The following is a 26,968-nucleotide window of genomic DNA, read 5'->3' as shown; positions in this document are numbered from 1 at the left end:
GGCTTTTTGTTTGTATCTGCAAGGGTTTGCTATGCTTCTGCGTACGCTTCAATCGGAGCACAGGAGCATATCAAATTACGATCCCCAAATGCTTCATCGGTTCTTCGGATGCTGGGCCAAAACTTGTTTTCCGCTACATAGGGCAACGGAAATGCGGCCTTTTGTCTGCTATACGGATGCTCCCAGACATCGCTGGTGATCATACCCAACGTATGTGGGGCATTTTTAAGGACATTGTTTGGTTCGTGGGCACTCGCCTCATCAATTTCCTCCCGAATGGAAATCATCGCATTGCAGAACCGGTCAAGTTCGGCAATACTTTCACTTTCGGTGGGCTCTATCATCAGCGTTCCAGCTACAGGAAAAGATACTGTAGGGGCATGGAAGCCGTAATCTATCAAACGTTTGGCTATGTCCGTTACCTCAATCCCATTGGCCTTGAAAGGTCGGCAATCGATGATCATTTCGTGGGCAGCCCTGCCTCTTTCGCCGGTGTAGAGCACATCAAATTTGCCTTTGAGGCGGTCTTTGATATAGTTGGCATTCAATATGGCCGCTTTTGTGGCATTCGTAAGTCCTTCCGCACCCAACATCTTAATGTATCCGTAAGAGATCAAACAGACCAATGCACTTCCCCAAGGGGCTGCGGAAATGGCCGTAATGGCTTCTTTGCCTCCCGTTTTGATCACAGGATTGGAGGGGAGGAACGGTTTCAATTGCTCTGCCACACAAATAGGTCCTACCCCTGGACCGCCACCGCCGTGAGGGATGGCAAAGGTCTTGTGCAGGTTGAGGTGGCACACGTCCGCACCAATGGTGGCAGGGTTGGTCAACCCTACCTGGGCATTCATGTTGGCACCGTCCATATAGACTTGTCCCCCGTTATCGTGGATCAATTGGGTGATCTGTTTGATGGAAGATTCGAAAACACCGTGCGTGGATGGGTAGGTCACCATCAAAGTGGATAGATTCTCAGCATGGAGCTGTACTTTTTCTTCCAAGTCGGCCACGTCGATGTTCCCTTTTTCATCCGTTTTGGTCACCACCACCTTCATACCTGCCATGACGGCGGATGCTGGGTTGGTTCCATGCGCGGATGCTGGGATCAAGCAGATGTTCCGATGTCCTTCGCCCCTGGATTCATGATAGGCACGAATGACCATCAGACCGGCATACTCTCCCTGTGCCCCAGAGTTGGGCTGAAGGGAAGTGGCCGAGAACCCGGTAATGACATTCAATTGGTCTTCCAACGATTTCAATACTTCTTGATAGCCCTGGGCCTGTTCCAAAGGAACAAAAGGGTGGATGTTGCCCCAATGGGGCCAGCTCAAGGGAAGCATTTCGGAAGCTGCGTTCAACTTCATGGTGCAGCTGCCCAAGGAGATCATGGAATGGTTGAGGGCAAGGTCCTTGCGTTCCAATCGTTTGATGTAGCGCATCAACTCGGTCTCGGAATGGTAGGAATTGAACACCTCATGCTCCAAAAATGGCGTTTTTCGTTGCAAGGCAGTTGGAATTGCCTCTTCTTTGGCAACATTGGCTTCTTTTCTTTGGATGTTATGGGCTTCCAAAAAGCAGGAAACCAATACTTGCACATCTTGATCGGAAACAGCTTCGTTCAATGAAATGGAGACGGTTTCAGGGTCAACATAATTTAGGTTGATCCCTTTTCCTTCAGTGGCTTGTTTTAGTTTTTCAACTTGTTTTACCTTGACCGTTATCGTGTCAAAGTAAGCGGTATTTGTCTGTTGGAACCCATGGGACTCCAGTGTGCTTGCCAACGATCTGGTGTGCTTATGTACTTTGTTGGCGATGTATTTCAACCCATCAGGGCCATGGTACACGGCATACATTCCTGCCATGACGGCCAACAAAACCTGTGCAGTACAGATGTTGGATGTGGCCTTGTCCCTTTTGATGTGCTGTTCCCTTGTTTGCAACGCCATACGTAGCGCACGGTTGCCATCCGTATCTTTGGTCACGCCAATGATCCTCCCGGGAATACTTCTTTTGTATTCTTCCTTGGTGGCAAAAAATGCCGCGTGGGGCCCTCCGTAGCCCAATGGAATTCCAAATCGCTGTGTAGTGCCCACCACTACGTCCACACCCCATTCACCAGGGGCTTTCAATAGCACAAGGCTCAGGATATCGGCGGCCACGGCCACTTTGATCTCGTTGGTTTTTGCTTTTTCCACAAAGGTCCCATAATCATGTACTTGGCCATGCTTTCCGGGATATTGCAAGAGAACGCCGTAGTATTCGGAGGAGAAATCAAAACTTTCATGATTGCCGATGACCAATTCGATACCTAAAGGTATGGCACGGGTCTCGAGAAGGCTTACCGTTTGTGGGAGTACTTCTTCCGAAACAAAGAATTTGGACGCGTTATCCTTTTTTTGTTGTCTGCTGCGCAGTTCAAACAGCATGGTCATGGCCTCGGCGGCAGCGGTACTTTCATCCAAAAGGGATGCATTTGCGATTTCCATTCCTGTGAGGTCAATCACCATGGTCTGGAAATTGAGCAGGGCCTCCAGCCTTCCTTGGGCAATCTCGGCCTGGTAAGGTGTATAGGCAGTATACCATCCCGCATTTTCCAAAATGTTTCTTTTAATGGGGGAAGGAGTGAGCGATTCATGGTAGCCCAGGCCAATATAAGTCTTAAAAACCTTGTTCTTCTGGGCCAGTCCCTGCAAATGGTTCAGGAACTCATGCTCACTGATCCCTTCGGGAAGGTCCAGTTGTTTTTTGAGTTTGATATCATCGGGAATGGTCTCGTAGATGAGCTGTTCCACAGTGTCCACCCCGATTGTTTTAAGCATTTGGGGAAGGTCTTTTTCTGATATGCCGATATGTCTGGCGGCAAACACTTCTGTATTCATGTTCAATCCAATAAAGTGCACAAAATTAGGGATAAATTCAATGAAAATGGGCAATTTTGAAGGTGAGTGGGTCAAAGTTGTTAACCACTGATCAACCGTTTAAGAACGAAGGGAAAACCCGTGAAGATGAAGACATTGAAGTTCATTTTTGATTTTTATCTGGATGCCAGCATCCATGTGGCCTTGTCCGTATTGTCGTTGGCCGGGGTCACCTTTCATTTGTTGGGCATTTCTTCCGATATCAACCTAATGGGATTCATTTTTTTTGGGGTGATCGTCTGTTACAATTTCATCAAATATGGGGTGGAGGCCTACAAATATTTGATCGTTTCCAATGCCTATCACAAAGTCATCCAAATTTTCAGTTTTGTGTCGTTTGGCTTTGCACTGTATTTTTTGTTGCAACTGCACGCCAAGATTTGGTGGGCCACGGTGATTTTGGGCCTATTGTCCGCATTGTATGCCGTTCCATTTCTGCCCAGTGCAAAAAACCTAAGGAGCCTGGGCGGGTTGAAAATCTATATTGTGGCCTTTGTGTGGGCCGGTTTCACGGTGCTTTTGCCTGTTCTGGATGCGCAGATACCGATTGATTGGGATTTTTGGGTGCTTTTTCTGCAACGGGTGTTGTTGGTGTTGGTGCTGATCATCCCTTTTGAGATCAGGGACTTGCAATGGGACGATATAGATTTGAGGACCTTGCCGCAGGTTTTAGGGATAAGACGGACCCAAAATTTGGGGATTACACTGGCCGTCGTCTTTTTTCTGCTGACTTTTTTGAAAGATGGGGTCCATCACGTTGAGATGGAACTGAGGTTGGGCCTTACGCTGGTCTTGATTTTGGTGCTTATCGCCAATAAAAGAATGAAATCCCGATACTTTGTATCGTTTTGGGTAGAGGCCATCCCGGTCTTCTGGTTTGGGATGTTCTGGTGGGTGGAGCGGTTTTTTTAGAGCCTTTTTTCAAGGTCACGTTTCATACATTCCTTATCGTGTTCGGACAGCGTGGAAAGACCTGCGCGATCACAAAGGGAAGTCAACTTGGAATTCTTTTTGGAATACGTTTTACAGGTCTTGCAGTTCCAAAGATGGAACCGAAGCTTTACAATGTCCCAAAAGCTTGCCTCCTTGTATTGGGATTTGTTACAGATATGTGACGCCTCTTCGCATGAAATCTTCATAGCTAAAACCAATTTTCGTTCATACAACCCATAAGCGAGGTCCTTGCCCTATGGATCATTACCCACAAATTGGACGGATTAATGTCCAACTCATTACAAATATCTTCAGTTTCCATTCCTTGGATGGTCTTCATCTTAAAGACTTGGGCCTGCTTTTTGGGCAATTTGTCCAAACACTCCTGCAAGGCCAGCCCCAGCTCCTCGTTCTCCAATATATTGTCCCCATCCCTGGTAAAAGGGTCGGCCACTTGCTCTTCCAACCAATCTCCTTCAGATTCGGAATCCGCACTATAATTGATGCGAACCTCAGCTTTTCCTTTTTTGGAATTGCTCTTGCGGTAGTGGTCTATGACCTTTCGTTTCAATATGGAGACCAGCCAGGTACGCTCGGCGGCATCACCCTTGTAGTTTTTGGAAGAATTGAGTCCGGCAAAAAAGGTTTCCTGCACCAGATCCTTGGCAATTTCTGCATCGCTGACCCTGGCTACGGCGTAGTTGAAAAGGTAATCTGCATAGAGATCTACCCAATTCTGCGGATGAAGTTCGTGCTTGCCCATAGTTTAGAAGTAGCAAAAATAGTGGTTTTTATGCTGCAAAGGATGGTCGCGGGTAAGATGTGTCCCAATTTTCGTCCAAAACCATCTGTCCATTGCGCAGCTACTGCATTTAGCTTGCTTTTTTGATGAGTCCGGCCCTTTCCAAGAGCGCATCGATATTGGGTTCCGCTCCCCTGAAACGTTTGTAGAGTTCCATCGGGTTCTCCGTTCCTCCTTTGGAGAGCACATTTTCCTTGAACTTATCGGCGACCGCTTTGCTGAAAATGCCATTCTCTTTGAAATGGGCAAAAGCATCCGCATCCAGCACTTCGGCCCATTTGTAGCTGTAGTATCCAGAGGAATAGCCTCCTTGGAAAATATGGGAAAACGATGTGCTCATACAGGTTTGGGGGGTATCGGGGAACAAGTCCGTGCCTTCAAACGCCTTGGCCTCGTATGCTTTTACATCTTTGATGTTGGATGGATCGTTGCTGTGCCATGCCATGTCCAAAAAGCCAAAGCTCAATTGGCGCACCGTGGCCATTCCTTCCTGAAAGGTAGCGGATTCCTTTATTTTTTCCACCAATTCCATGGGGATCAACTCCCCGGTCTCATAATGAAATGCAAAAAGTTCCAGGGCCTCTTTCTCATAACACCAATTTTCCATGACCTGACTGGGCAGTTCCACAAAATCCCAATACACCGAAGTGCCCGAAAGGCTAGGGTAGGTGGTGTCGGCCAACATGCCGTGTAGCCCGTGCCCGAATTCATGGAAAAGTGTGGTCACCTCATTGAAGGTGAGCAGTGAGGGTTTGGATTTGGTCGGCTTGGTGAAATTGCAGACGTTGGAAATGTGGGGCCTGTTGTTCTTTCCGTTCAGCGTGTACTGGGATTTGAACGAGGTCATCCAAGCTCCACCACGCTTTCCGGGTCTGGGATGGAAGTCGGCATAGAAGAGTGAAATGAAGTTGTTTTTGTCGTCATACACTTCATACGTCTTTACATCCGGATGGTATTTTTCTATGGTCTGGACTTCGTTGAACCTAAGTCCGAAGAGTTTTTCGGCCACTTTAAAAACGCCGTTGATCACATTTTCCAGTTTGAAATACGGTTTTAGCTTCTCATCATCCAGATTGAAGAGCTTTTGCTTCAACTTTTCAGAATAGAAGGCACTGTCCCATTTTTCCAATCGGTCTATTTGGTCCAGATCTTTGGCAAATGCCTCCAGTTCCCCAAACTCCCTTTCTGCGGCGGGTTTTGCCTTTTCGAGCAGCTCGTTCAGAAAATCCATTACTTTTTCCGGGGTTTCAGCCATACGTTCTTCCAGAACAAAATGGGCATGGGTGGCATAGCCCAGAAGGTTGGCACGTTCGTGGCGCAATGAAACTATTTTTAGGATATTTTCCTGGTTGTCCAGTTCATCTCCATGAAAACCCTTACTGCCAAACGCAATGGAAAGCTCCTTCCGCAACTCCCTGTTCTCTGCATATTTCATGAAGGGGATATAGCTGGGGTAATCCAACGTGATGAGCCAGCCGTCTTTCCCCTTGGATTCGGCCAACTGCCCAGCGGCTTCTTTTTCGCCTTCGGGCAGACCTTTGAGGTCTTCCTCATCGGTAAGGTGCATTTCGTACTTGTTGGTCTCGGCCAAAACGTTTTCCCCAAACTTTAATTTCAGTTTGGAAAGTTCGGCATCGATTTCCCGTAATCGCTTTTTATCCGAATCGTTCAAATTGGCCCCGTTCCTGCTAAAGCTTTTGTATTTCTTTTCCAAAAGGGTTTGCTGCTCGGGAGTGAGTTTCAAAACATCTCTCTGCTCATAGACCGCCTTGATGCGTTCAAAAAGGCCTTGGTTCAGGGTGATGTCATTGCTGAATTCGGACAAAAGGGGAGACACTTCTTGGGCTATCTTTTGAATGTCCTCATTGGTCTCCGCGGAATTCAGATTGAAAAACACACTGGAAATACGGTCCAACTGCTGCCCTGCAAAATCCAAGGCCTCCAAGGTGTTTTGGAAAGTGGGGGCATCCGGGTTTTCCACGATGTCGTCGATTTCCTTTTTGGCATCATCGATGGCCTGAAGAAAAGCCGGTTTGAAGTGTTCGTTCTTTATTTTGGAAAACGGAGCTTGGTCAAAAGGCTCCAATAGTGGGTTGTTCATGGGTAAATCGATAATAGTGTATGATAGCCAGAGGCTTTACAAAGTAAAGAGGTTGTGATTGGCGGTTTATTTCATTTTCCGCACCTCTTCGGCTCCTTTGATGACTTTCTCCTTCAGTCCTTCCTTGTAGGATTGGATCTTGTTCAGGATCTCCGGATTGGAACTGCCTATGATCTGTGCGGCCAATATGCCCGCATTCTTGGCGCCATTCAGCGCTACGGTGGCCACGGGCACCCCGCCGGGCATCTGGAGAATGGAGAGGACGGAATCCCAACCATCTATGGAGTTGCTGCTCTTTACGGGCACGCCTATCACGGGCAATGGGGACAATGAAGCTACCATTCCGGGCAAGTGGGCGGCCCCTCCGGCCCCGGCAATGATCACCGAATATCCGTTTGTGTGGGCATTTTTGCCAAAATCGAACAATTTTTCAGGAGTGCGGTGCGCGGAAACAATGTCCACGTCAACGGTGATCCCAAATTCTTTCAATATATCAATGGCGTCTTGCATAACGGGAAGGTCGCTGGTGCTTCCCATGATCACGGCTACTTTTTTCATAAAATTTCAATCTTTAAATCCCAAATACCAAACCTGAACTTGATAGTTTGCTATTTGTTGGTGATTACCTTGATGGTTTCCTTTACTTCTTGGGCCACTTTTCGGGCCCTGGCCATATCCTCGTCCACAATGGTGACGTGTCCCATTTTCCGGAAGGGTCTTGTCTCTCTTTTTCCATAAATGTGCGGGGTCACGCCCTCCATTTCCAAGATGTCGGCCATGTTTTCATAGACCACATCGCCCGTATGTCCTTCGGCCCCCACCAAGTTGACCATGATGCCGGCCACCTTGCTGTCGGTTTTTCCCAAGGGAAGTCCCAAAATGGCACGGATGTGTTGTTCAAACTGGTTGGTATAGCTGGCTTCTATGCTGTAGTGTCCGCTGTTGTGCGGTCTTGGAGCCACTTCGTTCACCAAGATCTCATCGTCCTGGGTCTGGAACATTTCCACGGCAAGCAGGCCAATATGTTTCATTTGTTCCGAGACCTTCAGTGCAATTTCCTGCGCCTTTTGGGCAACGGTCGCATCGATTCGGGCGGGACAGATCACATATTCCACTTGGTTGGCCTCGGGGTGAAATTCCATCTCCACCACGGGGTAGGTCTTCACCTCACCTTTGGTGCTCCTTGTCACGATAACGGCCAATTCGTTTTTAAAACCGATCATTTGCTCTGCAATGCATTCCACATTGGGTAGGTCTTGGAGGTCTTCCAGTTTTCGCACCACTTTCACGCCCTGGCCGTCGTAGCCAAACTGCGCACTTTTCCACACAAAGGGCAGTTGGAGGCCTCCGTTATGGATGCTGTCCTCGATTTCCGAAGTATAGGCAAAACGGGTGAACGGTGCCGTCGGGATGCCGTGGTCCGTATAAAAAAGCTTCTGTGTGGCCTTGTTCTGTATGGTCCGAAGGGTCTTGGTGGGAGGGTAGACCTTGATGCCTTCATGTTCCAGTTTTTCAAGGGCGTCCACATTTACGTTTTCGATCTCGATGGTGAGTACGTCCACATCCTTCCCAAAATGGTAAACGGCATCAAAATCCATCAAATCGCCCAGCACAAATTCGTTGCAGGCTATTTTGCAAGGGGCTTCGGGCGAGGCATCCATCACCTTTGTGCGGATGTCCCATTTGCGGGTTTCGTAGAGCATCATTTTGCCCAATTGGCCTCCTCCCAAGATGCCCAGTTTAAAATCGGATGAAAAAAATTGCATTGATCAGCGAATTGGAATGAAAGCAAAAATACATGAATTCCTTGAAGGGATAAAAGATAGGTGGACATACCACCCCAAAAATACTATCTTTGCCAACCTGACCATTAATAGCAGAACATTGATCAAGCTTCACGACAAGTTTTTTAAGCCCTACTTAAAGGAAGAGGAAATCCTTGCCGCCATCAAGAAAATGGCCGAAGATATTGCCAAAGACTACAAGGACGAGACGCCTCTCTTTGTGGGTGTGCTGAATGGGGCCTTTATGTTCGTGTCCGATTTTTTGAAAGCCTACCAGAATCCCTGTGAGGTTTCCTTTGTGCGGTTGAGCTCTTATCAAGGGTTGACTTCCACGGGAATCGTGGAAACCTTGTTGGACGCGCCGGAAGAGATCGAGGGCAAGAGCGTGATCATTTTGGAGGATGTGGTGGATACGGGCCGTACCCTGAAACAGTTGGTGCACCTGTTTTCCCATACCAATGTGAAGGAATTTAAGATAGCGGCCCTTTTTTACAAGGCCGAAGTATATAATGGTGAGTATGCCATCGACTATGTGGGCCTGGAGATTCCCGATAATTTTATTGTGGGGTATGGGCTGGACTACAACGAATTGGGCAGAAATCTTAGGGAAGTTTACCAATTAAATGAATCAGATATGATCAACCTAGTGCTTTTTGGAAAGCCAGGAGCTGGAAAAGGGACCCAAGCAGGGTTCTTGAAGGAAAAGTATAACCTGAAACACATATCCACAGGGGATGTTTTCCGCTACAACATTAAAAACGGGACCGATCTGGGCAAATTGGCCAAGTCCTTTATAGATAAGGGCGATTTGGTGCCGGATGAGGTAACGATAGACATGCTGAAGGACGAGGTGGAGAAAAGCCCGGATGCAGCAGGTTTCATTTTTGATGGTTTTCCACGCACGGCTGCCCAAGCAGAGGCACTGGACAACTTTTTGGAATCCAAGAACATGAAGGTGGATGCCACTATTGCCCTAGAGGCTGATGATGATGTGTTGGTGGCGCGATTACTGGAACGCGGTAAGAGCAGTGGTCGTTCCGATGATCAGGATGAGGACAAGATCCGTAACCGCTTTGACGAATACAACGAGAAAACGGCCCCGTTAAAGGCCTACTACGAAAAACAGGGGAAATTCCATTCCGTGAACGGGATAGGCAACATCGATGACATTACAGGGCGACTGAGCAAGATAATCGATACCTTGTAATATAGGAGAGCAGTTTTTAGGCTGCTACCGTTTTATTTACCAACAATACCAAGAACATGACCGAGGGGAATTTTGTGGATTATGTGAAAGTGTTTGTCTCCTCCGGAAACGGGGGCAAGGGCTCTGCGCATTTGCACCGCGAAAAATATGTGGCCAAGGGAGGCCCCGATGGAGGTGATGGGGGCCGAGGCGGACATGTCATCATAAAAGGGAACAAAAACCTATGGACCTTGGTCCATTTCAAGTTCAAAAAGCATTTTAAGGCGGAACACGGGGAGCATGGCAGTAAAAACCGGAGCACCGGGGCCGATGGGTCCGACGTGTATCTGGAAGTGCCCTTGGGCACCGTGATCAGGGATACGGAAACCAACGAAGTGCTTTTCGAGATTACCGAGGACCAAGAGGAAAAAATTGTCTTGGAAGGGGGAATGGGAGGCCGTGGCAACTGGCATTTCAAGAGTCCCACCAACCAGACACCGCGCTATGCGCAACCGGGCATACCCGGACAAGAAACCAAGATCACCTTGGAGCTCAAAGTATTGGCCGACGTTGGTCTGGTCGGTTTTCCCAATGCAGGAAAATCGACACTGCTTTCCGCAATGACTTCGGCAAAGCCCAAAATTGCAGATTATGAGTTCACCACCCTCAAACCCAATTTGGGCATTGTGGAGTATAGGGACTTTAGGAGCTTTGTGATGGCGGACATCCCCGGAATCATTGAAGGGGCCGCCGAAGGCAAGGGACTTGGACACTATTTCTTGCGCCATATTGAACGGAATGCCACTTTACTTTTCCTGATTCCGGCCGATAGCAAGGACATCAGTCAGGAATATGCCATTCTTTTGGACGAATTGCGCAGGTACAATCCAGAGCTGCTGGACAAAAACCGATTGGTGGCCATTTCCAAATGTGATATGCTGGATGCTGAACTCATCGAAGAAATGAAGGAGGACATGAAGGAAGATTTCAAGGATGTTCCCTATCTCTTCATCTCATCGGTAAGCGGTTTGGGCATACAGGAACTCAAGGATAAGCTTTGGGTGCTTTTGGACGAATAATGCTTTTACTTCTGCACTCATAATCAATATATTGATTATTTTTAAGGAATCCAGAAACGACCGTTATGCGCAATACTTTGATTGTGGTTTTCAGCTTGTTGTTGGCGTCCTGTTCTTCCGTTCGGGTGAGTTATGATTACGATAAGGAAGTCGATTTCTCAGGATACACCACCTACAATTATTTCCCCGAAATGAATTCTGGTTTGAGCCAGTTGGATGAAAAACGGCTTGTCCGCATTTTGGATTCCACCCTTCAATCGAGAGGGTACCGCTTGGCCGAGGAACCTGAAATCTTTGTCAATATATTGAGCAACGAGTTCCAGGCGGCACCCAAAAATTCCGTGGGCGTAGGTCTTGGCGGAGGCGGAAGGAACATGGGTGGAGGCATATCCGTGGGATTGCCCTTGGGAAGCCCAAGTGTCCAGCGCAACATTCAGTTCGATTTTGTGGATGCCCAAAGGGATGCCCTTTTCTGGCAGGCCACTGCGGAAAGCGGGTATCGGGAAAATGCATCTCCCAGTGAAAGGGAGCGCAGGCTCGAAGTACTGGTGAAAAAAGTGTTTTCCAAATTCCCTCCGAAGAACTAGTACAGTTTTTCCAAAGCTTTTATTTAAGGATATCGGAGTGTCATTACCGTTCAGGTGATCCATATGACCATTGGTCATAAACCCATTTGGCGGCAGGCCATCATCCACTACTTTAGCCTTGCGTAACATAAAAAGCAAACCACCATGATAGCACTGGCAAAATTGATCATCACCCTTTTGGTTAGCATTCTTCTTTAAATCACTAGTTTGAAATTCAACAAAATGAGAAAATTCAACACATCCCAAAAAGTGGTCATGGCCATGGGAATTTTAGGAGGGATCATAGGTATGTATGGCAAGTTCAATGGTTGGGAGTACTCGGACTACTTTCCATTCTTCTACACCGGTATGACAATGGTCTGGATTGTTTTTTTGCCTTCCAGTAAGTCCTGTTGTGGGCTGTTCAGAAGGAATAGGGCGCAAGAATCATAAGGACATTGGACAAATTTCAAGGAAACAATGGATTATATTTGGCAGTATAGCCAAGTGATATGGAATTAAGCAATAAAAGAAGAAACCAGACCTTTTGGATCCTGCAATTTTTGGGTTGGGGTTTCATCAATTCCATAGCGGCGTTTGTGCCGAAGGGCATCACTATGGAATTGACCCTGTATTCTGTTATTGCAGGTACTTTTATCGGGATTCTCCCCACGTCCATATTGAGATGGTACCTAAAGCGGAATGTGCATTTTGATAACTTTGGGCCAAGGGATATTCTAAAAATCCTAGCTTCATTTGTATTGACATCCGTGGTGTTTGGTCTGCTGAACATGTTCTTTGGATTTCTATATGGCAAATTTGGCCCCCCACTGACGGAGAATGAGCTCCGCATGTTCAAGAGCTATGACAATTTCTGGATCCAAGTACTGAACTCACTTTTCTTGGTGGGAGCTTGGATAGTCACCTATTTGGTCATTACCCTATTGCTCAAGCTCAATCAGGACAGGATAGAACGCTTGGAACTGAACACGAATTTGAAACAAGCGCAACTGAACACCTTGAAGGGGCAGATCAACCCACACTTTATGTTCAATAGTCTCAACAATATCCGAGGACTCATGTTGGAAGATGTGGAAAAATCCAGGGAAATGCTCACAAAGCTATCAGAGATCTTGCGGTACTCATTGACCAAGAACAACATCAACGATATTGCGGTGAGGGAGGAACTGGAAGTGGTGGACAACTACATCGACCTCTCCAAGATCCAATTTGAGGACAGGTTGGAATTTGTCAAAGAAGTGGATGCCGAGACCCTCGACCTCAGAATCCCGCCCATGGTGATTCAATTGCTGGTGGAGAATGCCGCCAAGCACGGGATCGCCAATCTGAAAAACGGGGGCAGGATCCTTTTGAAAATCGTCCAAAAAGAAGATCATTTGCTCATAGAGGTCAGGAATACGGGACAACTGAACATATCCAAGGATTCCACGCAATTGGGATTGAAAAATATAAAACAACGATTGAAATTGTTGTATGCCGACCGTGCATCGTTTAAATTGGAGGAAGTGGCCGATGAGGTCGTAGCCCAAATAACCATTCCACTCACATGAATATCCGGGCAGTCATAGTAGAAGATTCCAGATTGGCACGCAATGAGCTCAAAGAGCTCTTGAAAAAGTATGATGACATAACGCTTGTGGGAGAGGCGGAGAACGTGGATGAAGGGTATGGGTTGATACAGGCCGAAAATCCCGATCTTTTGTTCCTGGACATCAATATGCCCGAGAAAGATGGTTTTGAACTTCTTGAGATGTTGGACGAAGTGCCCATGACTATTTTTACCACCGCCTTTGATGAGTATGCCATCAAATCGTTTGAATACAATGCCCTCGACTATCTGCTCAAACCCGTGAACGAAAAGCGTTTTGCCATGGCACTGGAAAAAGTAAGGGCCAAGATGGAAACGGCGAAAAGGGACAGTGACAAGACCAAGAAACTGACGGAGGGCAGCCAAATATTCATCAAGGATGGGGAATCTTGCTGGTTGGTGAAAATTGGGGACATTTCGCTGTTCGAGATTGTCGGCAATTACACCAAGGTGTTTTTTGACGATAAAAAACCGCTGCTGTACAAATCGCTCAACCAAGTGGAGGAAAAACTCCCAGAGGAGACTTTTTTTAGGGCCAACCGCCAGCAAATTGTCAACACCAACTTCATCGAAAACGTGGTCCCTTGGTTCAATGGTAAATTAAAACTCACCCTAAGGAACGGGGAAGAAGTGGAAGTGTCGCGAAGGCAGTCCTATATTTTTAAAGATCGAATGAGTTTATAACAAGGCAGGAGGCTAAAGTTTGGATTTTGTCAGGTTGAGCGCAGTCGAAACCTCTTGATTGTCAGCAACCAATAAATTCTCGACTGCGCTCGAATTGACAGAAAGTCTCTTTTTAGTCCTATGGACGGAGAAGATCCTTGTACCGATCTTTATACCCAATCAATACGATAATGTTCAATATCAAAAGGCCCAAGGCAGGACCAATGCCCTCAGGAGCCAATGTAGCGTGGAACATAACGGCATTTACAGATACGCTCATCAAGATTAACGACATGAGGGCACCATACTTGTTGAGTATCAAGGCAAGTCCCGCCAATACCTCAACAATGCCCACCAAGCTTATGGTGTGTGTGGAAGAGATTGCACCGAAATAGTTCATTACAGGTTCGGGCATTTCACCGCCAGCAGGTATAAAATTTAAGAACTTGTTGAGTCCGAAGACCAGGACAAACAGTCCCAAAAGTATGCGGACCACCAAAAAAACTTTTGAATTCATAGAGTTGGATTTTATGGTTTATCCAATAAATGTATTCAAAAAATAAACATATGTTAATTTGTTTGGAATATATTTTTATTTATAATAAAAAATGATTATAGGGATTTCAATAATCCTCCATCAATGGGGATGTTGGTCCCGGTAATAAAAGCAGCTTGGTCCGAAGCAAGGAAAGTGACCAAAAAACCATATTCTTCAGGCTTTCCTATCCGCTTCATAGGAACTTGTTCTTCCATGTTGGAGCGCACATCTTCAGCTGATATGCCGAGGGTTTCTGCTTTTTTCATATTGAGTTGGGCAATGCGGTCCGTGTCAAAATAACCTGTCAAGGTGCTGTTTATGGTGATTCCGTCCTTGGCCACATCATAGGCCAGACTTTTGGCCCAAGTCACCACGGCCGCCCTTATGGAGTTGGAGAGCGCCAAATAGTTCAGTGGTTCCTTCACCGAAATGGAGGCCACGTTGATGATTCTTCCCCATTGGTTCTGTTGCATGTGTCTCAAGGCAAGTTCTGTGGTAAAAACCACGGATTTGAACAACAGGTCAAAAGCTTCTTGGTAATCCCCGACCTTCTTTTCCAGGGCACCACCAGCTTGTGGACCTTGGGTGTTGTTTACCAAAATATCGATGGTGTTGTGTTCAAAAAATGCTGAAATGCTGGCTTTGAACGCTTCAAAATTGGAGAAATCGACCACCAGATATTGATGTTGCTGTCCTTGGGAAGTGTCCATTTCCCTTACGATGGCCTCCATGCGTTCCTCGCTCCGTGCCATAAGCGTTACACTGGCCCCACTGGATGCCAATTGCCTGGCTATGGCCTCGCCGATTCCTTTGCTGCTCCCGCCTACGAGGGCAGTCTTACCTTTGAGTGAAATGTTCATGGCTATCTGTATTCTTCCCGAACGGGACTAAAAATGTCCATCAATTTACAAGTTGTGATGGCTTTTCCACTATGTGGCGCATGCGAAGGGATGATCACCACATCCCCAGGGCCATAGGTATCTGTTTTTCCATCAAGGGTAAATTCAAAAGTCCCTTCCACCACGTGCATGATTTGTTCGTGCATGTGACTATGCTCAGGTACTACGGCGTTTTTTTCCACATCCCAGAACACCCAGCTCATCTGCTCCCCGTGGATTAATTTTCCATGGTAGCCCGGCATAATTTCCTTTGATTGTAGTTCGGATAGGTTCATCGTGACAAAATTTTTGGCAAGATAGAAATTAATAAGATGGTTTCTTTGTTTGTATTGGTAGGTCCAATGGCTATTTTTGAACCATAAACCGTATTGATGCACATACACTTTATAGCCATCGGGGGCAGTGCCATGCACAATCTGGCACTGGCATTGCAGGAGCAGGGGCACGGAATAACAGGGAGTGACGATGTCATTTTTGAACCGTCCAAGAGCAGGTTGCAGGCCAATGGCCTGTTGCCGCAAGAGTTTGGTTGGTTCCCTGAAAAAATCCACGGAGGCCTGGATGCCGTGATCTTGGGCATGCATGCCAAGGCTGATAACCCGGAACTTTTGAAAGCCCAAGAGCTGGGATTGAAGCTATTTTCCTATCCCGAATTTCTCTACGAACATTCCAAACACAAAACCCGGGTGGTTATTGGAGGGAGCCATGGCAAGACCACCATTACCTCCATGATCCTGCATGTGCTTCGCTACCATGACATTGAAGTGGACTATATGGTGGGGGCCCAGTTGGACGGATTTGATAAAATGGTGCATCTTACCGAGGAAAACGATTTTATGGTCTTGGAGGGGGACGAATACCTTTCATCACCAACGGACAGAAGGCCCAAGTTCCATTTGTACAGGCCCAACATTGCCCTCTTGAGCGGCATTGCATGGGACCATATCAACGTTTTTCCCACTTTTGAAAACTACGTGGAACAGTTCCGCATTTTTGTGGACAGCATTGTAAAGGGCGGTAGCATCACCTACAATTCGGAAGATCCCGAAGTGAGCAAAATAGTGGAGACCACGGAAAATCCCATACGAAAGTTCCCGTACAGCACGCCTCAGTACCGAGTGGAAGACGGGAAAACCCTGCTGGATACGCCAGATGGCGAAATGCCGCTTGAAATTTTTGGAAGACATAATTTGGGCAATTTGGCAGGGGCCAAATGGATCTGCCAGCAAATGGGGGTGGACGAAATGGATTTTTATGAGGCCATGGCCACTTTTAAAGGGGCTTCCAAGCGTCTGGAAAAACTGGTCGAGGGAAAGGATAGGATAGCCTTCAAGGATTTTGCCCACGCACCGAGCAAGGTCAGTGCCACCACAAAAGCAGTGAAGGAGCAATATCCGCAACACCGGTTGATCGCCTGTTTGGAGCTGCACACCTACAGCAGTCTGAACCCCGAATTCCTGAAGCAATACCGAGGGGCTTTGGATGCCGCAGACACAGCAGTGGTCTTTTATTCCCCGGAATCGGTGAAGGTGAAAGGGCTGCAGGAAGTGACCAAGGAGCAGATCATGGAGGCCCTGAATCGGATGGATGTCCAAATTTTCACGAATTCCTTGGCCTTTCAGGACTACCTGTTCGCCCAGAATTATAAGGACACTACCTTATTGTTCATGAGTTCCGGGAACTATGGGGGCATCGATTTTGAAAAATTGGAGGCTATTTTTTTGAAATAGCCTAAACGCCGAATTGTCTTAAATGGTGGTCCAGGTGTTTGTACTGCATCTGTCCCCATTGTTCATGCGTGAAAGTACCGAAGACGGGATGGGGGTCCCAGACTTTCTTGTCTTTTTGTTGATGGAAATCGTTGATCAAAGTGACCAGTTTTTCCTTTTCTGTTGCAAAATCCTTGTCCTCTACCACTTTGAGAGCCTTTGCCGTCGGCAGATTTTGTCGCCAAGGTTTATCATTATATAGGCTTTTCCTGAAAAGCTTGCCCATCAACTTTAGCATTGGGCTAGGCTTGCTGTTGGGGTTGTGTCGCCCCAAACCTATTTTTAGCGGATACTGGCAATGGCACAACATCTGGCCCACTTTCATTTTGCCCCATTGCCCTTCGGAAGCCTCGGAAAGTTGGTCTACCCTGGATAAGATTTCGGTATGTGCGGAAGGGTCAAAAAGTGATTTCATGGGATGGAATTTATCTATGGAAATTACATAAAATTAATCTCCTATCTTTAGACCATGCAAGAAAAATTAGCTTCCTTTTCCATTAAGAATTGGGCCGATGATGACAAGCCAAGGGAAAAATTGGTGCAGAAGGGCTGTTTTGTCTTGTCGGATGCCGAACTGATCGCCATTTTGATAGGCTCCGGAAGCCGTGAGGAAAGTGCTGTGGAGCTGTCCAAACGCATTTTGGCCTCAGTGGACCACAACCTCAATGAACTGGGAAAGCTCTCCGTTAGCCAATTGATGAGATTCAAGGGTATTGGGGAAGCAAAGGCTGTCAGCATAGCTGCGGCACTCGAAATGGGCCGCCGAAGGAGAATGGAGGATACCAAGAAGATCACGGCCATAACCAGTAGCAAGGATGCCTTTGAGTTGCTGTACCCATTGATAGGGGAGTTGCCGCATGAAGAATTCTGGATCTTATACCTGAACAACTCCAACAAGGTCATCCACAAATCGCAGTTGAGCAAGGGGGGCATCACTGGTACTTTGGTAGATGTGCGGTTGGTGATGAAACAGGCACTGGAACTAGGGGCCGTGGGCCTCATTTTGGCACACAACCACCCGTCTGGCACACTAAAACCCAGTTTGGCGGACAAACAGATCACGGAAAAGCTCAAAAAAGCATCGGAAGCGTTGGATATCAAAATTTTGGACCACTTGATCGTGGCCCAGCACCAATATCTGAGCTTCGCGGACAAAGGAATCCTATAACCATGTTGCTGATATTCACCCATAAGATCACGAACAGGCTCACCTACACGGCAAGGCAGCTATTTGAAAAAATATTGGGGATGGAAATCACCTTTACCACCAGGGTAGAGGATTTTATCAAGCATACCGGTCCCAAGATGACCTATTCCAAGCAGCCCCTGCAAAATGAATTTTTTATACGAAGCAATGACCTCTTGTTTGAACAAGGTATCAATGATTTGGATATTAAGGTGATGGACTGGGAAGGCGTGCCCTGTTTTTTCTCTGCAGGGGACAAGAGCACGTTACCCTTCGATATTTTTTCGGCAAGTTTTTTTCTTCTGAGCCGTTATGAGGAATACCTTCCCCATGTGAAGGACAGCGTAGGTCGGTTTCCGGTCAAGGAGAGCATTGCCTACCAGAACAACTTTTTGGAACTGCCCGTGGTGGATCTATGGGCTCTTAAACTTTTGGATGCGCTCCAACAACGTTTCCCCGATATTGAGCACAAGGAAAAATCATATCGATTCACGTCCATCATCAACGTCACCACTTCGCATGCCTTTGCCATGCGAGGTTTGGCCAGGACCCTTGGGGGCTTTTTCATCGACCTTGGGAATTTTAAGTTTCGCAGTGTCCTGGACCGTTTCTCAGTCCTGTTGGGCTTGAAGAAAGACCCGTTTGACAATTTTTATGAACTTATCGAAATCCACAAAAAGTTTCCCATAAAGACCATGTTCTTCTTTCAGTTTGCCAAACATTCGGCCCATGATAAGAATGTCTCCACAAACCATAACAAGTTCAGGTATCTGATAAAATCAGTGGCGGATTACAGTGAGGTATCGCTCAGCACCTCATTTTTGTCGTCTACGGACAAAACCGTGTTGAAGCAAGAGAAAAATCAATTGGGCAATCTGATCAACAGGCCCATTACCTACTCCAGGCTTCGGTACAATAGGGTGAATGTTCCCGCCACCTATCGTAATTTGGTGGAAACAGAGTTTACGGACGATTTTTCCATGGGCTATACCCACGAAGTCGGTTTCAGGGCAGGGACCTGCACGCCCTTTCATTTTTATGACATCAATATGGAAGTGAAGCAACCGCTCAGGGTGCATCCTTTTGCCGTACACGATTATGCCTTGTTGAACTACCGTGACAAGGAGGAGATCTTCGAAAAAATGGATAAGATGTACCGCATGGTCAAGCAGGTGAAAGGGGATTTCATTGTGGTGTTCTCCAACGAACTGTTGGGCGGCAAGCAACACTTGGACTGGATGGAGCTCTATCAATCTTTTTTAAAGCGGTACTATGTTTGATCATAAGGTAACGGACATTTTCTTTGACCTTGACCATACTTTGTGGGACTTTGAAAGGAATTCGGCACTCACCTTTGCCAAAATTTTGGAAAGTAACCGTGTGAATGTAGATCTGAGTGGTTTTTTGGAAACCTATTCCCCGATCAACCTTGAGATGTGGAAACTGTACCGTGAAAATGGCATTTCCCAATCGGAACTCCGCTACCAACGTTTACGGCGCACTTTTGACACCTTGAAAGAGTCGGTCACGGATGAGACCATCCATGCCTTGTCCCATGAATACATAGAACATTTGCCCTCGTTCGTACACCTTTTGCCCAACACTGTCGAAGTATTGGAATACCTTTTCCCAAAATACCGATTGCACATCATTACCAATGGGTTTGAGAAAGTGCAGGAACGTAAGCTCAAGGGGAGCAATATCCATCATTACTTTGATCAGATCATCAATTCTGAAATGGCCGGGGTAAAGAAACCCGATCCCTACATTTTTGAGCTGGCCCTGAGTAGGGCCAAAGTTGAACCAAGGCACACGCTTATGGTGGGGGACAATCTGGAGGCGGATATTTTGGGGGCCAAGGCCATGGGAATGCAGGTGGTACACTTCAATTCCAATAATGAAGCCAGCCATGATGTTTGCAAAACTATCTACGATCTTATTGAAATAAAAAGCATTTTATAGAGTTATATAGTAAGAACGGCATACCCCTTTTGCACTACTCTTGAAAATGCTTTTGGCTATGAAAAAATTGTTTTTCCAGGTGCTTTTTGCCTCAATCTTCATTTTGATGCTTTCTTCGTGTACGGAAGAACAGGATTTCAGCCAAATCGATGATCTCAGTGTGACACCAACACTGGCCTCAGGTATTTTTTATTTGGAATCGGATGAGGAGACCATCAATTCAGCTGGGGGGTTTGGCACATTCTATGCCCAAACCGTAAATTTTGACGCATTCAACGAAGCCTATGTGGCAGAGCGTTTACTGGAAGGGGTGATCATCTACGAAATTGAGAACACGACCAGCAAACGAGCGGATATCAGCATCGATTTTTTGGATGAGTCAGGAACTCCCATATATCAAGAAACATTTACGGTGGAAGCCAACCCTACGGAAACGTTTACCCGGGAGGTTACTTACGGCCCGGGAGGTCTCAGCCTTTCCATTCTTACCAATACGTCAAGTTTTAGGGTCACGGGTAGGAATTTGGGCGATGCCACTAGTACATCTACACATCCGGAACCCAAGATTTCGTTGAGTTCCGCCGCAGAATTTATATTCCGTTTGAAATGAGAGGATTCCTCAAAACTATACTTATAGCTGTTTTTGGGATTTCTTCCATTCATGCCCAAAATAGACAATTGCTCTACGATTTCAATGAAATCCCACAGGCGTTGATGCTCAACCCGGGAATGAAGACCTCGCAGCGCTGGCATGTTGGGGTCCCAGTACTATCGGGCCTGTTTTTTCAAGCTTCGACCAGTGGGGTCACCGTGAATGACCTTTTTGCCAATGATGGGGTGGATTTTACCACAAAGGTACAGGAGCGTGTTTTGGATGTGATGACCCGAAGGGACGATTTTGGTTCCACGAGTCAGATAGATGGGTTCAATATTGGTTTTCGGGGCAAGAATAGACCAGATGACTACTATTCCTTCGGGATGTACGGTGAAATGGACATCATAAGTTACTGGCCCAAAGATTTGGCCCTTTTGGCTTTTGAGGGCAATGGTGGGAACAATATCGGTAGGAGTTTTGACCTGGGTGATTTGAGCTTAAGGGGTGAGATGGTGAATGTGTTCCATTTTGGCATCAATAGGAAAGTCAGCAATACCCTGACCATTGGGGCCAGGGCAAAATTATATTCCAGCATTTTCCAGTTCCAGTCCATCAAAAATTCAGGCTCTTTCCGAACCGTGGAGGGACAGAACAATATGTACAACAGTATCATCGTGGCCGACATGCAATTGCAGACTTCCGGTGTGAAAGGATTTTATGATATCATTGATGCGGATACCGGAACCACCAGAAAGGACCTGACCAGCCTGTTCACGGAACGTGTGTTGCTCGGGGGAAGCTTGGGACTGGGCTTCGATGCCGGGTTTACCCATCAGTTGAATCCGCAGACCTCCATAACGGGAAGTATTTTGGATGTGGGGTTCATCTATAATTCCAACGATGTCTGGAACTACACCTTTGAGGGTGCCACAAGTACCGAGGGAATCACGGTTTTTCTACCCGAGGATATCGACAATGTGAACAACGACCTTTGGCAAGATCTTGTGGATGAAATTGATGAGGCACTGCCCCATGGGGAAAACCAGTCCGGCTATATTTCGTTAAGACCGGTAAAGGCATATGGCTCCATTCGATATGATTTTGGGGAAGGAGGGAGAAGCTGGTCAGAGAACTGCGGTTGTGCCATAAACACAGGCGGCGGCTCCAATAGCGATTTCTACAGGAACAGTGTAGGGGGACAGCTCTATATGATCAAAAGGCCAAGGGGCATTCAGGCTGCACTGACCGGATTCTATCAAAAAAGATTGGGAAGGACACTGTCATTGAAGACGACCTACACTGTGGATAAGTATTCTTTCACCAACATCGGTCTTGGGTTGAATTTACAGGCCGGTCCTGTAAATTTTTATGTACTGGGAGACAACGTTTTAAGCTACGGGAACATAGCCGATAGTCACTACGCTTCTTTACAGTTCGGATTTAATATCATATCTTGGAACAATAATTGAGTTATTGTTACCATGAAATCGAAATTGCTATATATTTTGTTGTTTGCCCTAGGGCTGAATTATTCCGTAAGTGCACAATTGAATGAGTACAAATATATCATTGTGCCCAAAAAGTTTGGAAGTTTTAAATCGGAGAACCAATATCAGACCAGTACCTTGGTCAAACATTTTTTTGGCGAAAATGGTTTTACGGCGGTATATGACGATGCCCTTCCGGCGGACTTGGCGGCCAATAGGTGTTTGGGGCTTATGGCCGACCTTTTGGACAATTCTTCCATGTTTTCCACAAAACTGCACCTTACCTTGAAGAACTGCCAGAATGTTGAAGTGTTCAGGACTGAAGAGGGAAAGAGCAAGACCAAAGAGTTTGATGCCGCTTACAAAGAGGCCTTGGAACGTGCCTTTGCTTCTTTCTCCACGATGAACTATCAGTATGAGCCCAAGACCCAGGAAGTCGTTTCACAGGATAAGCCCTTGACGATCAGCTTTAAGGACGATGTGAAAACGTTGGAGGAAAAGCCCAAGGAATATGTTGTGGAGCAAAAGGCCACTTTGGAAGAACAGACCTATAAGAGCGTGGAACCACGTCCTTCCACTATTCAAAGACCCACAACTGCCTCCGAGCCTCAGGTCCAAGTGCCATCAGGCGTGCTCTATGCGCAGCCGATTGAGAATGGCTATCAATTGGTGGACAGCACCCCAAAAATTGTATTGAAGTTGGGTGAGACCTCTATGGAGAATGTTTTCTTGACAAATTATGCAGGAAACAGTGCCGTGGTTTTCAAAAAGGACGAAAAGTGGGTTCTGGAATATTCCGATAATGGGGAGAAAAAAATGATGGAGCTCGACATCAAGTTCTAAAAATCATATTTGTCCTTCCATCTACTTTTTAAAAAATCCCTCATGCCCTTTTCCCTAGGGTTGTTTCCGGGTTTGTAAAAAGTGGTGCCCGAAATCTCATCGGGCAGGAACTCAAATTCTGCAAAATTGTTCTCGTGGTCATGGGCATATGCATAGCCTTTGCCATAGCCAAGGTCCTTCATCAACTTTGTTGGGGCGTTCCGAATGGCCATGGGGACGGATAGGTCTCCGGTCTGCTTTACCATTTGTAGGGCTTCATTGATGGCCATGTAACTGGAGTTGCTCTTTGGTGAGCTGGCCAGATAAGTGGCACATTGTCCCAAAATGATCCTCGCTTCCGGGTATCCAATAATGTTTACGGCCTCAAAAGTGGCATTGGCCATGACCAGTGCCGTGGGGTTGGCATTTCCTATGTCCTCCGATGCCAAAATGATCATTCGGCGGGCAATGAACTTCACATCCTCGCCACCTTCAATCATTCGGGCCAGCCAATAGACCGCAGCATTGGGGTCACTTCCCCTGACCGATTTGATGAATGCTGAAATGATATCATAATGTTGTTCCCCAGTCTTGTCATAAAGTACGGTGTTCTTTTGGACTTTACTAAGGACTAGATCATTGGTGATGGTGATACTCTCGCTGGCTTCCGAGTTGATGATGAGTTCAAAGATGTTGAGCAGTTTTCTGCCATCGCCGCCGGACAAACGCAGGAGTGCCTCAGTTTCTTTCAGGGATATTTTTTTGTTTTTGAGAGCATTGTCCGTTTTGATGGCCCTTTCCAACAAAGCCACGAGGTCCTCTTTGCCAAAAGGGTTCAGGACATAGACCTGACACCTGGACAGCAATGCGGGAATCACTTCAAAGCTGGGATTTTCGGTGGTGGCACCTATCAATGTCACCCATCCCTTTTCCACGGCACCCAGCAGGGAATCTTGTTGGGATTTGCTGAACCGATGGATCTCATCAATAAAAAGGATCGGATTTTTTGAGGTGAACAGGCCCCCACTTTGTTTGGCCTTGTCAATGACTTCCCTTACATCCTTTACACCGCTGCTTATAGCGCTGAGGGTGTAGAACGGTCTTTGACTTTCCGTGGCAATGATGTTTGCCAAGGTGGTCTTTCCGGTTCCCGGAGGCCCCCAAAATATCAAAGAAGGAATGACCCCATTTTTGATTTGAGTGGTCAATGCGCCATGTTCGCCCACCAAATGTTGCTGGCTGATATAATCTTCCAGTGTTTTTGGGCGTATCCGTTCTGCCAAAGGTTCATTCATAGGTGTAAAAATAAGACAATTTTGATGGTGATTTTGACCTCCTTTTCCGATCTAATGTTCAGGAATATGACAATTTGTGTATTTTCAAGGTTCTGGTAACATAATTGCAATGAAGTAACCATGGAATTGTCCAAACCTTATAAGTTTTCCCAAAGTGTAGTGCTGGCACCTCTTTTGGCGGTGCTGGCCATATGGACCGTGTTTTGGGCGGAGGTGCGCTTTGGCATCAACCTGAACGAATATGGCATATACCCAAGAACTGTTTCTGGGTTGAAGGGTGTAGTGTTGGGTCCGTTTATCCATGGGTCGGTGGAGCATCTTTATAACAATACGGTTCCCTTGGCGGTGCTATCGTCTTTTCTGTTCTATTTTTATCGCGAAACAGCCTTTAGGGTCTTGTTGTTGGGGGTAGTACTTTCGGGCCTCATCACTTGGTTGATAGGCAGACCATCTTACCATATCGGCGCAAGTGGACTTATCTACGTACTGTCCAGTTTTATATTTTTTAAGGGCATCTTTGCCAAGCACTACAGATTGGTTGCCCTTTCTTTGGTGGTCGTTTTCATTTATGGGAGTATGATCTGGTATATTTTCCCCATCAAAGAGGATATTTCATGGGAAGGACATCTGGCAGGTTTTGCTACTGGGTTATTGCTTGCATTGGCCATTAAGGTCAAACTGCCCTTGGAAAGAAAGTATGAATGGGAGCGGGAAGATTATAGTGAGGACAACGATCCTTTCCTCAAACATTTTGATGAGAATGGTAATTTCATAGAGAATCGGGAAGAAGAAGGGGAGGATATAATGGAGGTCAGGTACCACTATCGACCGGATAAAAAGGAGTGACGCTATTTTCTTCGTTGCCTGACCACTTCGTATAGGAATACCCCACATGCCACGGATACGTTCAATGAGCCTATTTTGCCCAAAAGGGGCAATTTTGCCTTTTGGTCCACAATACCGAGGATGGAAGGGGAGATCCCTTTTTCTTCGGACCCCATAATGATGGCCGAAGGTTGGTCAAAATCCACGGCATAAATTTCATCTTCGGTTTTTTCAGTGGCCGCGGTAACGGATATCCCTGATGATTGCAAATAGAACACGGCATCCTTTAGGTGGTCTACCTTGGCAATCGGGACATTGAAAGCTGCCCCGGCAGAAGTTTTTACGGTATCGTTCGTTATGGGCGCAGCTCCATTTTTTGGAACAATGATGCCGTGTACGCCACAACATTCGGCGGTCCGGATGATGGCGCCAAAATTCCGGACATCGGATACTTGGTCCAAGAGCAGAAGAAGTGGACTTTTTTCTTTGGTAATGACCTCTTCCACAAGTTGTTCAAAATCTTTGAAGGAAACTGGGGAAATCTGGGCCACAACCCCTTGATGGTTGTTGCGGGTAAGGCGATTCAATTTCTCAATGGGCACATAGGATGCACTGATGCCATTTTTTCGAATAGAGGTTTCCAGTTCTTTGAACAGCTCTCCCTTAAGTCCCTTTTGAAGGAATATTTTATTGATGGGTTGTTCGGCACTGATGGCCTCCAGTATAGCTCTGATTCCGTAGATTTGGTCGCTCATCTCATTTTTATAAAGTCTGCAAATATCTAAAAAAACTTTTTATAGCTTCTTTTATAAATGTAATATCAATTTATAAATCTAAAGCTAGAATTGCCGAATCGTCTTTTGCATAGTGATGTGCTCTCCAAAAGAATCCTTCACTATTGAACTTACATGCCACCTTTCCTTTTACTATGGTACCTATTACTTCTATAGAAGCCATGAATATTTTTTAAGGTTTGTTGTACGAAAAAGGACGGTGCTGAATATTCAGCACCGTCCCTTAAAGCTTTGAAATAAAATAAACTTAATTCTTGTAAGAAAACTAAATCATTATAATATACAATTTTCGATAGGTAATTGCCCGGCAACGCCTTCTCCAGTGCTTACACTGTATAGTAGTTCGCCTTCTGGACCATATACTTTAAATGAAATTTCACCATAAGCATCTCCAGGGAAGAACCATTTGGCGGATTGGGTTCCCTCGGGGATTTCAAATGTAGCTGTACCACTGGTCCAGTCTAGAACATCAGAATCGAATACAGTATCAAAACCGGTGCAATCATAGTCGCTACCCTCATAAGGTGAGCAGAGACCTACTTCGATGATATTGCCATCAAGATCTATGGTAATGCCATTACCTCCATTGCCTCCATCAGTTTGCCATCCATCACCATAAGAATCCGCCATCTCAATGGTGTAGGTCCCGGGTACTGGACGACATGGAGCCAATCTTGTTAGCTCGTAGTTGAGCGTAGTTCCAGAAGTTGCATTGTTTTCACCCATATCGATATTTAAAATAAAGGTGACCAATTCCTCCTCTACCATATTTTCAGTAATGGTTCTGAATGTGGTTGAGGCAGACGTTTCACCTGCTGGTATGGTCAAAGATGTTGTTCCTATCTCATACATTGAAGCCTCGATTGTACTTGCAGGGTCAAGGCTAAGGTCAACTGATATATCTTGTGCACGGGGTGTACCCAACAATACCACTGTTATTGTGGACTCGATATCAATGATTTCTCCTGACGGATCAAAACCTGATTCCAAAGTTTGAGATGCATCTTTAAATTGGATGTAATAGGTGGCATTTGGGTCTAACTCTTTAGTTAGACTGTCATAATTGCTCTCATCCCAATCACATGAAATGAAGAGGAGTAAGCAAGAGAATAAACTCAATACTCCTATTTTGTTTATATTTTTTTTCATAATAGT

Annotated in this window: 28 protein-coding genes; 15 read left to right on the top strand and 13 right to left on the bottom strand. The window is 46.2% G+C overall.

Translation table 11 applies throughout. The features are described 5' to 3' along the window. Positions 1-29: 29 nt before the first annotated feature. The gene (gcvP, locus tag DB398_RS07740) at positions 30-2,879 is read right to left on the bottom strand and encodes an aminomethyl-transferring glycine dehydrogenase (protein WP_108423860.1); all 2,850 of its coding nucleotides are present in this window, start codon (positions 2,877-2,879) and stop codon (positions 30-32) included. 126 nt (positions 2,880-3,005) lie between these two features. Between gcvP and DB398_RS07735 the strand changes: the two genes are divergently transcribed. Continuing rightward, positions 3,006-3,830: a UbiA prenyltransferase family protein gene (locus tag DB398_RS07735; protein WP_108423802.1), complete on the top strand. Its 825-nt coding sequence runs from the start codon at positions 3,006-3,008 to the stop codon at positions 3,828-3,830. Here the strand turns inward: DB398_RS07735 and DB398_RS07730 are convergent. From DB398_RS07730 to DB398_RS07710, 5 genes are all read right to left on the bottom strand, one after another. Next, positions 3,827-4,057 carry a hypothetical protein gene (locus DB398_RS07730; protein ID WP_108423801.1) on the bottom strand — a complete coding sequence of 77 codons (231 nt, stop codon included), beginning with the start codon at positions 4,055-4,057 and terminating at the stop codon, positions 3,827-3,829. The two genes, DB398_RS07735 and DB398_RS07730, sit on opposite strands and share 4 nt — an antisense overlap. Before the next feature lie 2 nt (positions 4,058-4,059). After that, positions 4,060-4,614 (bottom strand): sigma-70 family RNA polymerase sigma factor, encoded by a 555-nt coding sequence (locus DB398_RS07725; RefSeq protein WP_108423800.1) that lies wholly within the window; start codon positions 4,612-4,614, stop codon positions 4,060-4,062. A 109-nt stretch (positions 4,615-4,723) separates the two neighbouring features. Then, positions 4,724-6,754: a M3 family metallopeptidase gene (locus DB398_RS07720; RefSeq protein ID WP_108423799.1), complete on the bottom strand. Its 2,031-nt coding sequence runs from the start codon at positions 6,752-6,754 to the stop codon at positions 4,724-4,726. Between the two features lie 66 nt (positions 6,755-6,820). Further along, the gene (purE, locus tag DB398_RS07715; protein ID WP_108423798.1) at positions 6,821-7,312 is read right to left on the bottom strand and encodes a 5-(carboxyamino)imidazole ribonucleotide mutase; all 492 of its coding nucleotides are present in this window, start codon (positions 7,310-7,312) and stop codon (positions 6,821-6,823) included. A 50-nt stretch (positions 7,313-7,362) separates the two neighbouring features. Then, complete coding sequence (locus DB398_RS07710) at positions 7,363-8,520, bottom strand: 5-(carboxyamino)imidazole ribonucleotide synthase (protein WP_108423797.1); 1,158 nt, start codon at positions 8,518-8,520, stop codon at positions 7,363-7,365. A gap of 118 nt (positions 8,521-8,638) precedes the next feature. On the opposite strand from DB398_RS07710, the gene DB398_RS07705 reads away from it, so the two are divergent. The 6 genes from DB398_RS07705 (at position 8,639) to DB398_RS07680 (ending at position 13,662) form a co-directional block, all read left to right on the top strand. Next, positions 8,639-9,745 (top strand): adenylate kinase, encoded by a 1,107-nt coding sequence (locus DB398_RS07705; protein WP_108423859.1) that lies wholly within the window; start codon positions 8,639-8,641, stop codon positions 9,743-9,745. 56 nt (positions 9,746-9,801) lie between these two features. Further along, entirely contained in the window at positions 9,802-10,803 is a 1,002-nt protein-coding gene (gene obgE, locus DB398_RS07700) for a GTPase ObgE (protein ID WP_108423796.1), read from the top strand. A 65-nt stretch (positions 10,804-10,868) separates the two neighbouring features. Beyond that, positions 10,869-11,390 carry a DUF4136 domain-containing protein gene (locus DB398_RS07695; protein ID WP_108423795.1) on the top strand — a complete coding sequence of 174 codons (522 nt, stop codon included), beginning with the start codon at positions 10,869-10,871 and terminating at the stop codon, positions 11,388-11,390. Positions 11,391-11,612: 222 nt separating this feature from the next. After that, entirely contained in the window at positions 11,613-11,822 is a 210-nt protein-coding gene (locus DB398_RS07690) for a hypothetical protein (RefSeq protein WP_159076347.1), read from the top strand. A gap of 59 nt (positions 11,823-11,881) precedes the next feature. Further along, on the top strand, positions 11,882-12,940 hold the full coding sequence (locus DB398_RS07685) for a sensor histidine kinase (protein ID WP_108423793.1): 1,059 nt from the start codon (positions 11,882-11,884) through the stop codon (positions 12,938-12,940). Next, a complete protein-coding gene (locus tag DB398_RS07680; RefSeq protein WP_108423792.1) occupies positions 12,937-13,662 on the top strand; it encodes a LytR/AlgR family response regulator transcription factor in 726 nt (241 codons plus the stop codon). Before DB398_RS07685 ends, DB398_RS07680 begins: the two co-directional genes overlap by 4 nt. A 118-nt stretch (positions 13,663-13,780) precedes the next feature. On the opposite strand, the gene DB398_RS07675 is transcribed toward DB398_RS07680, so the two are convergent. The 3 genes from DB398_RS07675 to DB398_RS07665 form a co-directional block, all read right to left on the bottom strand. Then, entirely contained in the window at positions 13,781-14,158 is a 378-nt protein-coding gene (locus DB398_RS07675) for a DoxX family protein (protein ID WP_108423791.1), read from the bottom strand. Positions 14,159-14,253: 95 nt separating this feature from the next. Beyond that, a complete protein-coding gene (locus DB398_RS07670) occupies positions 14,254-15,039 on the bottom strand; it encodes an SDR family oxidoreductase (protein ID WP_108423790.1) in 786 nt (261 codons plus the stop codon). 2 nt (positions 15,040-15,041) lie between these two features. After that, positions 15,042-15,353 (bottom strand): cupin domain-containing protein, encoded by a 312-nt coding sequence (locus DB398_RS07665; protein ID WP_108423858.1) that lies wholly within the window; start codon positions 15,351-15,353, stop codon positions 15,042-15,044. Positions 15,354-15,449: 96 nt separating this feature from the next. On the opposite strand from DB398_RS07665, the gene DB398_RS07660 reads away from it, so the two are divergent. Beyond that, on the top strand, positions 15,450-16,808 hold the full coding sequence (locus tag DB398_RS07660) for a UDP-N-acetylmuramate--L-alanine ligase (protein ID WP_108423789.1): 1,359 nt from the start codon (positions 15,450-15,452) through the stop codon (positions 16,806-16,808). Position 16,809: 1 nt separating this feature from the next. Here DB398_RS07660 and DB398_RS07655 read toward each other — a convergent pair whose 3' ends face one another. After that, the gene (locus tag DB398_RS07655; RefSeq protein WP_108423788.1) at positions 16,810-17,262 is read right to left on the bottom strand and encodes a DUF1569 domain-containing protein; all 453 of its coding nucleotides are present in this window, start codon (positions 17,260-17,262) and stop codon (positions 16,810-16,812) included. A gap of 54 nt (positions 17,263-17,316) precedes the next feature. Here DB398_RS07655 and radC point away from each other — a divergent pair, with 54 nt between their 5' ends. Genes radC through DB398_RS07625 form a run of 6 tightly spaced genes read left to right on the top strand, consistent with a single transcriptional unit; the run spans position 17,317 to position 22,920 of the window. Next, on the top strand, positions 17,317-18,015 hold the full coding sequence (radC, locus tag DB398_RS07650) for a RadC family protein (RefSeq protein ID WP_108423787.1): 699 nt from the start codon (positions 17,317-17,319) through the stop codon (positions 18,013-18,015). A 2-nt stretch (positions 18,016-18,017) separates the two neighbouring features. Next, complete coding sequence (locus tag DB398_RS07645) at positions 18,018-19,313, top strand: polysaccharide deacetylase family protein (RefSeq protein WP_108423786.1); 1,296 nt, start codon at positions 18,018-18,020, stop codon at positions 19,311-19,313. Further along, positions 19,306-19,995: a YjjG family noncanonical pyrimidine nucleotidase gene (locus DB398_RS07640; RefSeq protein ID WP_108423785.1), complete on the top strand. Its 690-nt coding sequence runs from the start codon at positions 19,306-19,308 to the stop codon at positions 19,993-19,995. The genes DB398_RS07645 and DB398_RS07640 overlap by 8 nt, the downstream gene beginning before the upstream one ends. Before the next feature lie 58 nt (positions 19,996-20,053). Then, positions 20,054-20,605, top strand: a complete 552-nt coding sequence (locus tag DB398_RS07635; protein WP_108423857.1) for a hypothetical protein — start codon at positions 20,054-20,056, stop codon at positions 20,603-20,605. Continuing rightward, a complete protein-coding gene (locus tag DB398_RS07630) occupies positions 20,602-22,059 on the top strand; it encodes a DUF5723 family protein (protein ID WP_108423784.1) in 1,458 nt (485 codons plus the stop codon). Before DB398_RS07635 ends, DB398_RS07630 begins: the two co-directional genes overlap by 4 nt. Positions 22,060-22,071: 12 nt before the next feature. Further along, the gene (locus DB398_RS07625; protein ID WP_108423783.1) at positions 22,072-22,920 is read left to right on the top strand and encodes a hypothetical protein; all 849 of its coding nucleotides are present in this window, start codon (positions 22,072-22,074) and stop codon (positions 22,918-22,920) included. On the opposite strand, the gene DB398_RS07620 is transcribed toward DB398_RS07625, so the two are convergent. Further along, positions 22,917-24,194 carry a replication-associated recombination protein A gene (locus DB398_RS07620; protein WP_108423782.1) on the bottom strand — a complete coding sequence of 426 codons (1,278 nt, stop codon included), beginning with the start codon at positions 24,192-24,194 and terminating at the stop codon, positions 22,917-22,919. The genes DB398_RS07625 and DB398_RS07620 overlap by 4 nt on opposite strands. A 120-nt stretch (positions 24,195-24,314) precedes the next feature. On the opposite strand from DB398_RS07620, the gene DB398_RS07615 reads away from it, so the two are divergent. After that, a complete protein-coding gene (locus tag DB398_RS07615) occupies positions 24,315-25,040 on the top strand; it encodes a rhomboid family intramembrane serine protease (RefSeq protein WP_108423781.1) in 726 nt (241 codons plus the stop codon). A gap of 2 nt (positions 25,041-25,042) precedes the next feature. Here DB398_RS07615 and rlmB read toward each other — a convergent pair whose 3' ends face one another. Together rlmB and DB398_RS07605 are read right to left on the bottom strand one after the other, a co-directional pair. Continuing rightward, a complete protein-coding gene (rlmB, locus tag DB398_RS07610; RefSeq protein WP_108423780.1) occupies positions 25,043-25,774 on the bottom strand; it encodes a 23S rRNA (guanosine(2251)-2'-O)-methyltransferase RlmB in 732 nt (243 codons plus the stop codon). A gap of 312 nt (positions 25,775-26,086) precedes the next feature. Continuing rightward, on the bottom strand, positions 26,087-26,962 hold the full coding sequence (locus tag DB398_RS07605; RefSeq protein ID WP_108423779.1) for a DUF1735 domain-containing protein: 876 nt from the start codon (positions 26,960-26,962) through the stop codon (positions 26,087-26,089). Between the last annotated feature and the right edge of the window lie 6 nt (positions 26,963-26,968).

This window comes from Flagellimonas amoyensis (assembly GCF_003058265.1).
In the GTDB taxonomy this organism is placed as follows: Bacteria; Bacteroidota; Bacteroidia; order Flavobacteriales; family Flavobacteriaceae; genus Flagellimonas; species Flagellimonas amoyensis.
This window is presented reverse-complemented; position numbering and strand designations above follow the sequence as displayed.